This is a genomic window from Glycomyces sp. NPDC021274 (assembly GCF_040641195.1).
Taxonomy (GTDB): Bacteria; Actinomycetota; Actinomycetes; order Mycobacteriales; family Micromonosporaceae; genus Glycomyces.
The window spans coordinates 34,796-46,955 of record NZ_JBFADC010000016.1 but is presented as its reverse complement, the minus strand read 5'-3'; the positions used below and the strand labels follow the sequence as shown (position 1 = coordinate 46,955).

The following is a 12,160-nucleotide window of genomic DNA, read 5'->3' as shown; positions in this document are numbered from 1 at the left end:
CAGACGAGGGGGTGGGGCCGTCCGGCCCCGAGGTCACGATTCCTTGCCGAGAATCCGGTTCATCTTGGTGCCGCACTTCGGGCACGTGCCCTTCGCCATCCGGCGGCCCGAGTCCGAGACGACCACGGTGCCCTCGAAGTCACGCTTCTCGCGGCACTTGACGCAGTATCCGGTGTAGGTCTTCGTCGCTTGAGCCACTGGTTTCCCCCTGTTGTGCGCGAGCCTGTGATGAGGCCCTGTTGCAACGATCACTCTGTGCGACCGTTCGGCCTCAGAATGCCACAGATTTCACGCCTGTAAGCCCCGCCTCGCCGCATCACCCGGAGGGGTGACATGGGCACAGCACTCGGGTGGGTGACATGAGCGGGCTTCCAGGCGGGGGAGGCGTAAGGGACGGCCGGGTCGTTACGAGGACGCCGGGTCGGAGCCGAGACGGGCCGACATGGCGTACCCGTGCCGTCGCCAACTGCCGCTTCGCCGTGAGAGCATTGGGAACGTGAGCGACAGGCATGGACCGGGCCATTCGGGTGACGACCTCCCCCGGCGGGCGATCGTTCGAGGTATGAAACTCGCCTCGCTGCCCTTGGGGCTGGCGGGCCGGGCGACCGTGGGGCTGGGCAAGCGGGTGACCGGGCTGGCCGACGAGATCCTGAGCGAGCAGGCGCAGCGGCGCACGGCCGAGCACGTGTTCAGCGTGCTGGGGCAGCTCAAGGGCGGTGCGATGAAGCTCGGCCAGGCCCTCTCGATCTTCGAGGCGGCCCTGCCCGAGCACCTCGCCGCGCCCTACCGCCAGGCGCTCACGAAACTCCAGAACGCCGCTCCCCCGCTGCCGGTTGCCAGCGTCCACGGGGTGCTCGAGCGGCAGATGGGCGCCGACTGGCGCGAGCGGTTCGCTGAGTTCGACGACGCGCCGGCCGCGGCCGCGAGCATCGGGCAGGTCCACCGGGCGGTGTGGCACGACGGCCGGCAGGTCGCCGTCAAGATCCAGTACCCGGGCGCGGGCGACGCGCTCCGCTCCGACCTGCGCCACCTCTCGCGCATGGCCCCGATGTTCAAAGTGCTGCAACCGAACTTCGACGTCAAGAAGATCACCGTGGAGCTGCGCGAGCGGCTCCTCGAAGAGCTCGACTACGAGCTGGAGGCGGCCACCCAGCAGCAGTTCGCCGAGGCCTTCCTGGACGACCCGCTCATCGTGGTGCCCCAGGTGGTGCACGCGAGCGGCGAAGTGCTCGTGACCGAGTGGATCGCCGGACGCCCGCTGTCGGAGGTCATCACCGAGGGCACGCAGGAGGAGCGCGACGCGGCCGGCCTCCGGCTGGCGACGCTGCACTTCTCGGCGCCGAAGCGCGCCGGACTCCTGCACGCCGACCCGCACCCGGGGAACTTCGCGATCGGCGAGGACGGGCGGCTCGTGGTGTACGACTTCGGCGCGGCCGCGCGCATGCCCGGCGGGATGCCGGTGCAGGTCGGCCGGTTGACGCGGCTCACGCTCGACGGGAAGGCCGACGACGTCGTCGCGGGACTGCGCGGCGAGGGCTTCGTCCCGCCGGGCCTGAAGATCGACGCGAAGGCGATGCTCGATCTGCTCCAGCCGATGCTCGAGCCGATCGCGGGCGACGAGTTCCAGTTCTCGCGCGAATGGCTGCGCAAGGAGAGCACCCGGCTGACCGGGCAGGGCTCCGAGGCCGCGAAGCTGAACAAGCAGATGAGCTTCCCGCCCGCGTACCTGCTCATCCATCGCGTGACCATGGGTTCCATCGGCGTCCTGTGCCAGCTCGGCGCGACCGCGAAGTGGCGCTCGATCCTCGAGGAGTGGCTCCCCGGGTTCGCCGACCCCGAAGGCACCGACCCGAACCGCTGAGCGCCGCTCGCGTAAGCGCACGTTGCCGAGTACGACGCCGGGCTGCATAACAAAAGGGGCCCATCCCCTCTCAGGGATGGACCCCTTCAGCCAACGCGGTTAGTGCGTCGTCAAAGTCGGCCCCGGCGGCGGTGCCGTCCGGTGTGTCGCGGCGTCCGGGCGTAGCCGGCTTCCTTCCACAGGCTCCGCATCCGGAGTCGTCCGACCCCGCTGAACAGCGAGCCCGTCTCATGCAGCGGCCGGACCGCTTCGATCTCCTCGCCGAGGAGCACTTCGAGATCCGGGGCGCCGACATCCTTCTTGAGATGGCGGCTCAGGTAGTCGACCGTCATGACACCGTCACCCCCGCGAGCGCGAGTTCCCGGGTCCGCTCGGCGAGCTCCGCCTGGGCGGCCTGCTCGATGAGCGCGGCGTCCTTACGGGGCCGGCCGCGGGGCCGCTTGCGGGCCACGACGTTGCCCTTCTCGAAGATCTCGCCGCCCCACACGCCCCAGGGCTCGTGGCGCTCGAGCGCTCCGGCCAGGCAGGCCAGGCGCACCGGGCAGTCGGTGCACAGGGACTTGGCGAACTCCAGTTCGGTGGGCTGCTCCGAGAACCACAGGTCCGCGTCGTACTCGCGGCAGGCCAGGTCGCCGCCGGTCTCGCGGGCCTGGTCTCGCAGCTCGGGCCCGATGAGGGTGTCGGTCATGAACTCGGTCTCCTCTCTCATCTCGATGGTCTTCTCGACGTTCGGTCGCATCAGTGCTGGCTGAGGACTCAATTGCTTCGCAATCTGTCTCGTCTGTCTTCAACTGGTGTGGGCCGCGACCTTGCCGATTTCTGACTCGCCGTCGAGGTGACGGGCGTTTCAGCCATACAAAAAGGCCGCGATCCCTGGGGCGGGATTCGCGGCCTCGAGAGTTCCGAGCGGGCTTAGCTGTAAGCCCTTTCGATGATCTCGAGGCGGTCTCCCGCGGGTGGCGCCGTGACGCTTCTCGGAGCCGTTGACCGGCTGCCAACCGAGGCCCGCGAATGCACGGCCACGTCCGAGGGCGACATTGGTGCCCATATCGGTGCTGTCAATGGTCTTCACGGTGCTCAGCGTCGTGATCTGGACGGCGCCGGGCAGAGTGGTGCCACGAACCGGGGCGGAGACGGGCGCGATGTGCCGATAGACGTCGGCTGCGAACGCCACGCCGAGCGGCGTCGTGCTCTGGGTTTCGTTGAGCAGCTTCATCGTCTGTCCCCTCCCTTCGGGTTTCGTGGTCAACATGGTGTCTTCATCTCCTAGTCGCCGGGCGCAGGTTCGGCTCGCAAGCTTCACCGTATTCCGCCTTGAGGCACACACCTCACCCCGGCTTGAGCAACGCTACGCCCGTCTCGCTTGGGAGCGCAACGTCTTTTTCTGCGAGTCTCGCGAGAAAGTTTTTGCCATGAGATTTACCGGTCAAGTGCCGGTCAGGACTCGCTGTTGCACATCGCGATGGCCTCCGTCACCTCTCCGCCGTTGACCAGGTGCAACACCGCCGGGCCATATTTGTCGAGTTTGGACTTGCCGATGCCGTGCAGGGAGGCGAGCTCACTGTCGGATCCCGGACAGCGCTCGGCGATAGCGATCAAGGTCACATCAGTGAAGACCGTGAAGGCCGGCTTACCGTCCTGCTTGGCCACGCTGACGCGCCACTCGCGCAGCCGCTCGAACAGACCCTCGTCCATAGTGGCGGGACAATCTTCGCAATGCCCCAGCTTGCGGTCGCGCGCGTCGGTGAGCGGCTTGCCGCAGCCCGAGCAGTCGAGGACCTTCGCCTTCTTGCGCTCGCGCGGCTTCGGCGCCGCCGCACCGGGGTCGGACGGGCGCGGGAAGCCGCCGAGGCCGAGCGGCGCGAGGAAGCGGCAGAGCCGCCGCTCGCGCCCGCCCGCGTTGCGGGCGAGCCCGTAGGAGAGCTGCAGGCGCTCGCGGGCGCGGGTGATGCCGACGTACAGCAGGCGGCGCTCCTCTTCCAGCGCGGTCTCGGTGCGGGCGAACGTGGTCGGCAGCGTGCCGTCGGCGAGGCCGACCAGGAACACCGCGTCCCACTCGAGGCCCTTGGCCGCGTGGAGGCTCGCGAGGGTGACCCCTTCGACGGCCGGCGCGTGCTGCTCGGCGGCCCGCCGGGAGAGCTCGGCGCAGAACGCCTCGAGGTCGGGGTCCGGGCCGTCCTCGTCGGGGTTCGCCCGGTGGTGCTCCAAGAACTGTTCTGACAACGCCGCGATCGCGGCGACCGCTTCGTACGCTTCGCGCTGCGCCCCACCGGAAGGCGCGGCGTCAGGGCGCCAGCCGACCGCTTCGAGCGCGGCGGGCACCGCCTCGGCCAGTGGCATCGCGCCGATCTCGGTCTTGGCGGCCGAGCGCAGGGCGACCACGGCCTGGCGCACCTCGGGCCGGTCGAAGAAGCGCGCCGCGCCGGTGATCACCGTGGGCACGCCGTAGGAGGCCAGCGCCTCTTCATAGGCCTGCGACTGGGCGTTCGTGCGGTAGAGGACCGCGATCTCCGAAGGGCTGAGGCCGTCGGCGATGAGCTTGGAGCAGCGGCGGGCGATCATGTCCGCCTCCTCGGCCTCGTCGGCGAAGACCTCGGCCGTGACGGCGGGGCCGTCGGGCCGCTGGCCGACGAGTTCGAGGCGCATCTTCGCTTCGCGCCCTTTGGACTCGCCGATGATCTGGTTGGCGAGGCCGACCACCTGGGGGGTGGAGCGGTAGTCGCGCACGAGGCGCACGAGCGCGGCGTTGCGGTGGCGGCGGGTGAAGTCGAGCAGGTTCCGGGAGGTGGCGCCGGTGAAGGAGTAGATGGTCTGGCTGGCGTCGCCCACCACGGTGATGTCGTCGCGGTCGCCGAGCCAGGCGTCGAGCAGGCGCTGCTGGAGCGGGGTGACGTCCTGGTACTCGTCGACGACGAAGAACCGGTACTGGCTGCGGATCTGGTCGGCGGTGGCGGCGTGGTCGCTGATGAGGTCGGCGGTGTACGCGAGCACGTCGGCGAAGTCCATGACGCCGGCGCGGCGCTTGGCCTCGATGTAGGCGGCGTAGACCTTGGCGACGTCCTCGGGGGCGGCGGGGGCGTCGCGGCCGAGGGCGGCGATGGCGCTCACGTAGTCGTCGGGGCCGATGAGCGATGAGGCGGCCCATTCGATCTCGGTGGTGAGGTCGAAGTTCTTGGCGCGGGAGGTCTGGAGTCCGGCGCGGGCGGCGGCGATGGCCGTGAACTTGAGGGTGGAGTCGACGAGTTCGGGGAGCTGGCCGCCGAAGCGGCGGGTGCCGAAGTAGCGGAGCTGGCGCAGTGCCGCGGAGTGGAAGGTGCGGGCGTTGACGCCGGCGACGCCGAGGCCGCGGAGGCGGTCGCGCATCTCCCCCGCCGCGCGGGCGGTGAAGGTGACGGCGGTGACGTGCTGGCCGCGCATGTCGCCGCGCAGCACGCGCCAGGCGATGCGGTGGGTGACCGCGCGCGTCTTGCCGGTGCCGGCGCCGGCCAGGATGCAGACCGGTCCCGGCGGGGCGGTCACCGCCTCGCGCTGTTCAGGGTCGAGTCCGGAGAGGAGTTGTTCGATGGCCTGATCGCGTGCGGTCATCCGACCAGTGTCCCAGAGGCCTCCGACAAGAACTGGTGGGCCGCGGGGCGGTGACGGGCGGGCGGGGCTCGCGGGCGTCGCCGGACGTGAGCACTGCCACGATGATCTGCGTCCGGAAGGAATGCCCCTGTGCGGTATCGCGTTACTGTCGATGATGAAGGAGGTTCGATGATCACCATGTACAGCACCACCTGGTGCGGTTACTGCAAGCGGCTGAAGTCGGCGTTCGACCGGGAGGGCGTGCTCTTCAAAGAGGTCAACATCGAGGAGGACCCCGAGGCCGCTGCGTTCGTCATGGGGGTCAACGGCGGCAACATGACCGTCCCGACGGTGCTCTTCGAGGACGGCAGCGCGCTGACGAATCCCTCTCTGGCGCAGGTGAAAGCGAAGATCAACGCTTGACCTGTGCCACATGCCGAGACTATGGTCACGTTTAGGACACAAAGCCGGTACGATGCCCTATAGTTGACTCGTCAAGCTTGCTTAGCGACTTCGAGGGGTGGTCGCTAAGCATTCAAGGCCCGGGATGGATCCGTCCCGGGCCTTTTTTCATGTGCACTGTTCGTGAGCAATGGAGCCTGTATGTCGTCACCCCGCGCCGCCCTCGGCGTCACCCTCGTTCTGGCAGCGTCGCTGTTCTTCGGCGTCTGCGGCCCCTTCGGCAAGGTCGTGATCCAGGCCGGACTCACCCCCATCCAGGTCACATGGCTGCGCATCTGCGGTGTCGGACTCATCGCGGTCGCCGCCGCCATCGTGCCGCTGCTGCGGCTGCGCGGCAGTGACGAGCGCCTGCCGTGGCGCGCGCTGGTCCTCTTCGGCCTCACCGCGATCGCCGCGGTGCAGGCCTTCTACTTCATCGCGGTCGAGCGCCTGCCCGTCGGCATCGCGCTCCTGCTGGAGTTCATGGGGCCCATCGTGGTCGTCGCCTGGGTGCGCTTCGTACGGCGCACGGTGCTGCCGCGCGCCGCGGTGATCGGCACGCTGCTGAGTATCGCGGGCCTGTGCATCGTCGTCGAGGTCTGGTCGGGCCTGCGGCTCGACGCCGTGGGCCTCGTGGCCGGTTCGGCCGCGGCCGCCTGCCAGGCCACGTACTTCCTCTCGGGCGAACGGCTCACCGCGAAAGTGGACGTGCGGGTGCTGCTCGCGGTCGGCTTCGCCGTCGGCGCGGTCGCCTTGGCGCCCTTCGCCGCGCCGTGGGCGCTCGACTGGGCGACGCTGTCGTCGGAGGTCGCGCTCGGCGGCGTCGAGACCACCGGGCTGGTCAGCGTGCTCCTGCTCATCGGCTGCACCGCGCTCGCGTACGGCCTGGGCCTGAGCGGGCTCCGCTTCATCACGGCGCCCGTCGCCGGCGGCATCGGGTACGCCGAGGTCGTGGTCGCCTCGCTCTCCGCCTGGGCGCTGCTCGGCGAGGCGCTGACGGTGCCGCAGGTCATCGGCGGGTTCGTGGTGATCGCCGGGGTGTTCACCGCGCAGCGCGCCGTGTCCGCCAAGGCGGGGATTCCCGACGAGACCGCCGAAGCGGCCGTCACGAAAGTCTTATGCTTCGGCGAGCCAGCCGTCGATCAGGAAGCGCGCGATGGAGATCCGTACGGCGCTCGGCGTCGAGTCCTCGGTGTCGACCCACATCTGCCGCACCTCGTCGCGGGTGAACCAGCGCGCGTCCGTGATCTCCTCCGCCTGGAGGAGCAGCTGCTGCGCGGGGTCCGCGGTGGCCCGGTAGCCGAGCATGAGCGAGCGCGGGTAGGGCCACGGCTGGCTCGAGACGTACACGAGGCGGTCGATCTTGATGCCGATCTCCTCGCCCACTTCGCGGTGCACGGCGGCCTCCGCCGACTCGCCCGGCTCGACGAATCCCGCGATGCAGGCGTACCGGTTGCTGCGGACGGCCGCCGGACCGGTCTTCGGGGTGCCGGAGTAGCGGCGGTGCTGCGCGAGCAGGACGCGGTCGGCGCCGTCGTCGATGAGGACGATCACGGCCGGGTCGGTGCGCGGGAACACCGGGCGGCCCGAGACGGCCTCGAGTTCCCAGCCCGCCTGGCGGGCGCTCAGCGGCTCGCCGGTGGTCGGGTGGAACCGGTAGGTCGCGTGCCAGTGGCCGATCGCGATGGCCTGCACGGCGATCGCGAGGTCGCGGCGGTCCCAGTCCGGCTTGATCCAGCGGCCGGGCAGGCCGTCGGGCAGGTCGGCGAGGACGGTGAACACGGGCGGGCTGTCGCCGCCGAGGTAGATCCGCTGGCCTTCGGGCGCGGTCGCGGCGTCGAAGTAGTGCAGGCCGTCCTCGTCCGCGGCGATGCGCTCGTTCACCGGGTCGCAGACGACGATCTGCGCCTGTTCCCAAGCGGCCGTGAGCCATTCGTCGTCGCCGCGGTACTCGCCGAACCGGTCGAGCACGTCGATCGCCAAGGGCGGGTGGCTCATGCGGCTTCGATCTCCCCGAACGCGTTGAGCGCTTCGCGGATCTCGCCCCCGTCGCCGAGGACCACGGTCACGGCGCGGTCGGGGTCGAGCCGCTCGGCCGCGACGCGCTGGATGTCGGCGGGCGTGACCTCGCGGATCCGCTCGGAGTGCTCGGCGAGCCAGGCCAGCGGCAGGCCCGCGGCGGCGAGCACGGAGATGTAGTTGGCGATGCCCGCCTGGGTCGCGGTGGCGAGCTTGACCGAGCCGAGCGCGTAGCGGCGGGCCAGGTCGAGTTCCTCAGCAGCGGGCGGGCGCTCGGCCATGCCGCGCAGTTCCGCGTGGACCTCCGCGAGCGCGGGGCCGGTCACCTCGGTGGCGACGTCGACCGCGGCGAGCTGGATCGAGCCGGCCGGCGCGTGGTCCACGCGCGAGCGCGGCGAGTAGCCGTAGCCCTTCGTCTCGCGCAGGTTCATGACCAGGCGCGAGGAGAAGTAGCCGCCGAAGATCATGTTCGCGAGGTGCTGCGCGGCGTTGTCGGGGTGGGTGCGATCGACGGCCGGGTAGGCGACGCGGATCGCGGACTGGACCGAACCGGGCCGGTCCACCAGGACGAGCGGTCCCGGGACGAGCGCGGGCAGCGGCTCCATGAGGCGCGGCACGCCCGCGCCGTTCCAGTCGCCGAGGGCCTTCTCGACGGCGGCGAAGGCCGCGTCGGTGTCGATGTCCCCCACGATGACCAGGCGCGCGCCGACCGGGTGCACACGGGCGGCGTGCAGGGCGAGGACCGCGTCGCGGTCGACGACCTCGACCTCGGCGGCGGTCGGCTGCTGGTGGCCGTACGGGTGGCCGCTCCACAGGCGCGCGTCGAGGACGCGGTTGACCTGGAAGTCCGGCTGCTGCTCGGCGACCGAGAGGCCGTCGATGATGCGGGAGCGCTCGACCGCGAGCGGGCCCTCCGGGTAGTCGGCGGCCTTGAGGAGCTCGCCGAGGACCTCCAGGAGTTCGGGCAGGCCGGTGGCGAGGCTGTTGCCGGACACGGCGATCCGGTCCGGGTCGGCCCCGGAGCCGAGCGCGCCGCCGACGCCTTGGAGGCGCTGGGCGATCTGGGTCATCGAACTGGTCTCGGTCCCGGAGAACAGGGCCGCGGAGAGCAGGTCGGCGACGGCGAGGTCGGCGTGCGCGGCCGGGATCGACAGGCGCACCTCGGCGAGCGGGACGCCGGGGCGGCGCGTGAGCAGCACCCGGAGGCCGTTCGGGAGGGTCCGCTCGACCGGGACCGGCAGGGACAGCGGGACTTCCGGCGCGAGACCGGGAATGACGTTGCTCACTGCGCTCCTCCTGGGATGACTTCGAGAACGGCGCGGCGGTTCGGCGTCAGCGCCGCCGCCGCTCGGGCGACGGCCTCGCCGGTGACCTCGCCGAGCAGGACCGGGAAGCGGGTCGACATCGCGGCGTCGCCGTGGAAGATCTCGGCGGTCGCGAAGCGGCGCGAGCGTCCCATGACCGAGTCGTCGCCGCGCAGCAGCTGGGCGGCGACGCGGGCCTTGACGCGGTCGAGCTCGGCCTCGTCGACGCCTTCGGCGATGCGCGCCAGCTCTTCCTGGATCGTGCCGAGCACGGTGTCGACGGCGTTGCCGGGCGGTAGGAACGCCTGGACGAGCATCACCGTCGGCCCGCGGGACGCGAACGGCTCGGCCATGAACGTGGTGTGCGCGGCCACGGCGGTGGCGGTGCGGTCGGTGTGGATGAGCCGCTCGACCAGGCGCGACGCGTCGCCGTCGGTGAGGAGCTCGCCGAGGACCACGTACGGCAGGAAGTCGTCGAGTTCGGTGACCGGGTCGGGGACGCGCCAGGCGACCGCGACGGCCGGGAGGGTCGCGCGCTCATCGGTGTACGAGACGCGGCGTTCAGCGCTGAGGTCCGGTTCGGCGAACGACGGGTGCGCCGGCGCAGTGCGGGCCTCCACGGTGCCGAAGTGGCGTTCGACCAGTTCACGGGCCTGCGTCAGGTCGAAGTCGCCCGCGACCGACAGGACCGCGTTCGAGGCCGGGTAGTAGGCGTTGAAGAACGACTGCGCGTCCTCCACCGTGGCGGCGTCGAGGTCGACGAACGAGCCGTAGCCGTCGTGCGAGTTCGCGAAGGTGTCGAACATGACCGGCGGGAGCTTGATCCACGGGAAGCCGCCGTAGGGGCGGTTGAGGACGTTGACCCGGATCTCCTCCTTCACCACCGAGACCTGGTTCGCGAGGTTCTCCTCGGTGATCGCCGGGCCGCGCATGCGGTCGGCCTCCAGGAACAGCGCGAGTTCGAGGCCGTTGGACGGCAGGAGGTTGAAGTAGTCGGTGTAGTCGATGTGGGTCGAGCCGTTGAAGGTGCCGCCCGCGGACTGCACGTGCCGCATGTGCTCGGCCTTGCCCACGTTGTGCGAGCCCTGGAACATCATGTGCTCGAACAGGTGGGCGAAACCGGTCCGGCCCTCGGGCTCGGAGCGCATGCCCACGTCGTACACCACCGCTACGCCGACCACGGGGGCTCCGGGGTCCGGCGCGAGGACCACCCGCAGCCCGTTGCCGAGTTTGAACCGCTCGATCGCGAACGCCGGAGCGGGAATCGTCGCAACAGTCATGGCCGAACCCTATCTCAGCTCGGTGTCCGCGCTCCGCCAAGCAATGGCCCGCAAGCCGCCTTGGGAGTTCGCGGCGTTCGTCACAAGTGCTTGGATGCGGCACGAATCCCTGCTTGACTTCTGGGCTATGAACTCGGAGCACATCGAACGCCTCAGCGACGCCCACGGCGCCGCCGCGTCGTGCTGCCGAATGTGCGCCTGCTGAGGGCTCCTGCACCGCCGCGCCCCGAAGCGGCGATCTCCCACAGCGAAAGCGATCCTCCTTCCTCATGGAACCAAGACCTGGTATCCGCCTGTCCGGTGTGACCAAGCGCTTCGGCTCTTTGGTCGCCCTCGACGGGGTCGACCTCGACGTCGCCCCCGGCGAGATCTTCGGCATCCTCGGCCGCTCCGGCGCCGGCAAGTCGACGCTCCTGCGCACCGTCAACCTCCTCACCAGGCCCGACGCGGGCACGGTCGAGGTCGACGGCGTCGAACTGACCGGCCTGCGCGGACGCGAGCTGCGGGCGTCGCGGTCCAAGACCGCGATGATCTTCCAGCACTTCAACCTCCTGTCGAACCGCAACGCGGCGTCCAATGTGGCCCTGCCCCTGCGGTTCCGGGGAGTGCCGCGCGCTGAGCGGCGCGAACGCGCGCTCGAACTGCTCGACCTCGTGGGCCTCTCCGACAAGGCGAAGGCCTACCCCGGGCAGCTCTCCGGCGGCCAGCGCCAGCGCCTGGCGATCGCCCGCGCACTGTCGACCGCCCCGGCCGTGCTGCTCTCCGACGAGGCCACGAGCGCGCTCGACACCGACACCACCGACGAGATCCTCGACCTCCTCTCGCGGCTCAACCGCGAGCTGGGGCTCACGATCCTGCTCATCACGCACGAACTCGAAGTGATCACCCGCATCTGCCACCGCGCCGCGGTGATGGAGGAGGGCCGGTTCGTCGAGATCGGCGCCGTCCCCGAACTGCTCGCCGACCCGGACTCCCGCCTCGGGGGCCAGGCCCGGCGCCTCGCGGCCCGCCTGCTCGGCGAGGAGGTCGTCCGATGACGGACCGACTCGTCGAACTGCTGACCGAAGCGTTCTGGGAGACCCTGCACATCGTCGCGGTCGCCGGCGCGTGGACGCTGCTGGGCGGACTGCTGCTCGGCACGATCCTGTACATCACGTCCAAGCCCGGCCCGAAGCCGATCGCGGTGGTGAACGCGCCGCTCGGCCTGATCGTGAACATCGGCCGGAGCGCGCCGTTCGTCCTGCTCATGGTCGCGGTCGTGCCGCTCACCCGCCTCATCACGGGCACGAGCATCGGCACCGAGGCGGCGATCGTGCCGCTCGCCGTCGCGTCCGTCCCGTTCTTCGCGCGCCTGGTCGAAGGCGCGCTCCTCGAAGTCCAGCCGGGCCTCATCGAGGCGGCCCGCTCGATGGGCGCGGGGACTCCCGCGCTCGTATGGCGGGTCGTGCTCCCTGAGGCCACGCCGGGCCTGATCCGCGGTTTCACCGTGACCCTCGTCGCGATCGTCTCGTACTCCGCGATGGCGGGGATCGTGGGCGGCGGCGGCCTGGGCGACCTCGCCTACCGGTACGGCTACCAGCGCTTCGAGACCGAGTACATGATCTGGCCGCTGGTCATCCTCGTCGTGCTCGTGCAGCTCTTCCAGATTCTCGGCGACCGGTGCGCCCGCACCCTCGACCGCCGCTGAAGTT

Annotated in this window: 12 protein-coding genes and 2 pseudogenes; 6 read left to right on the top strand and 8 right to left on the bottom strand. The window is 70.4% G+C overall.

What is annotated here, in order from left to right; genetic code table 11:
- Positions 1–33 precede the first annotated feature (33 nt).
- Positions 34–198, bottom strand: a complete 165-nt coding sequence (locus AB0I03_RS24475; RefSeq protein WP_360416655.1) for a DUF5679 domain-containing protein — start codon at positions 196–198, stop codon at positions 34–36.
- Positions 199–562: 364 nt separating this feature from the next.
- On the opposite strand from AB0I03_RS24475, the gene AB0I03_RS24470 reads away from it, so the two are divergent.
- Positions 563–1,861, top strand: coding sequence for an AarF/UbiB family protein (locus AB0I03_RS24470; RefSeq protein WP_360416653.1), 1,299 nt, complete (start codon positions 563–565; stop codon positions 1,859–1,861).
- Between the two features lie 110 nt (positions 1,862–1,971).
- Here the strand turns inward: AB0I03_RS24470 and AB0I03_RS24465 are convergent, their stop codons facing one another.
- The 4 genes from AB0I03_RS24465 to AB0I03_RS24450 form a co-directional block, all read right to left on the bottom strand.
- Entirely contained in the window at positions 1,972–2,193 is a 222-nt protein-coding gene (locus AB0I03_RS24465) for a hypothetical protein (RefSeq protein ID WP_360416651.1), read from the bottom strand.
- The gene (locus tag AB0I03_RS24460) at positions 2,190–2,549 is read right to left on the bottom strand and encodes a WhiB family transcriptional regulator (RefSeq protein ID WP_353895565.1); all 360 of its coding nucleotides are present in this window, start codon (positions 2,547–2,549) and stop codon (positions 2,190–2,192) included. Before AB0I03_RS24460 ends, AB0I03_RS24465 begins: the two co-directional genes overlap by 4 nt.
- 159 nt (positions 2,550–2,708) lie before the next feature.
- Positions 2,709–3,077 carry a hypothetical protein gene (locus AB0I03_RS24455; protein WP_360416649.1) on the bottom strand — a complete coding sequence of 123 codons (369 nt, stop codon included), beginning with the start codon at positions 3,075–3,077 and terminating at the stop codon, positions 2,709–2,711.
- 221 nt (positions 3,078–3,298) lie between these two features.
- Positions 3,299–5,446 carry an ATP-dependent DNA helicase UvrD2 gene (locus AB0I03_RS24450; RefSeq protein WP_360416647.1) on the bottom strand — a complete coding sequence of 716 codons (2,148 nt, stop codon included), beginning with the start codon at positions 5,444–5,446 and terminating at the stop codon, positions 3,299–3,301.
- Positions 5,447–5,614: 168 nt separating this feature from the next.
- Here AB0I03_RS24450 and AB0I03_RS24445 point away from each other — a divergent pair, with 168 nt between their 5' ends.
- Together AB0I03_RS24445 and AB0I03_RS24440 are read left to right on the top strand one after the other, a co-directional pair.
- Positions 5,615–5,848, top strand: a complete 234-nt coding sequence (locus AB0I03_RS24445) for a mycoredoxin (protein WP_360416645.1) — start codon at positions 5,615–5,617, stop codon at positions 5,846–5,848.
- Between the two features lie 180 nt (positions 5,849–6,028).
- A pseudogene (locus AB0I03_RS24440) lies at positions 6,029–6,850 on the top strand (EamA family transporter); the annotation flags it as partial.
- 132 nt (positions 6,851–6,982) lie between these two features.
- Here the strand turns inward: AB0I03_RS24440 and nudC are convergent.
- The 3 genes from nudC to AB0I03_RS24425 are packed head-to-tail and all read right to left on the bottom strand — an operon-like array spanning position 6,983 to position 10,469.
- Entirely contained in the window at positions 6,983–7,864 is an 882-nt protein-coding gene (gene nudC, locus AB0I03_RS24435) for an NAD(+) diphosphatase (protein ID WP_360416643.1), read from the bottom strand.
- Positions 7,861–9,171 (bottom strand): pitrilysin family protein, encoded by a 1,311-nt coding sequence (locus tag AB0I03_RS24430; RefSeq protein ID WP_360416641.1) that lies wholly within the window; start codon positions 9,169–9,171, stop codon positions 7,861–7,863. Before AB0I03_RS24430 ends, nudC begins: the two co-directional genes overlap by 4 nt.
- A complete protein-coding gene (locus tag AB0I03_RS24425; protein ID WP_360416639.1) occupies positions 9,168–10,469 on the bottom strand; it encodes a pitrilysin family protein in 1,302 nt (433 codons plus the stop codon). The genes AB0I03_RS24430 and AB0I03_RS24425 overlap by 4 nt, the downstream gene beginning before the upstream one ends.
- On the opposite strand from AB0I03_RS24425, the gene AB0I03_RS24420 reads away from it, so the two are divergent.
- From AB0I03_RS24420 to AB0I03_RS24410, 3 genes and pseudogenes are all read left to right on the top strand, one after another.
- Positions 10,468–10,674: a hypothetical protein gene (locus tag AB0I03_RS24420; RefSeq protein WP_360416637.1), complete on the top strand. Its 207-nt coding sequence runs from the start codon at positions 10,468–10,470 to the stop codon at positions 10,672–10,674. The genes AB0I03_RS24425 and AB0I03_RS24420 overlap by 2 nt on opposite strands.
- A gap of 64 nt (positions 10,675–10,738) precedes the next feature.
- Positions 10,739–11,449 (top strand): annotated as a pseudogene (locus tag AB0I03_RS24415) (methionine ABC transporter ATP-binding protein); the annotation flags it as partial.
- A gap of 53 nt (positions 11,450–11,502) precedes the next feature.
- On the top strand, positions 11,503–12,156 hold the full coding sequence (locus tag AB0I03_RS24410) for a methionine ABC transporter permease (protein WP_360416635.1): 654 nt from the start codon (positions 11,503–11,505) through the stop codon (positions 12,154–12,156).
- Positions 12,157–12,160 lie beyond the last annotated feature (4 nt).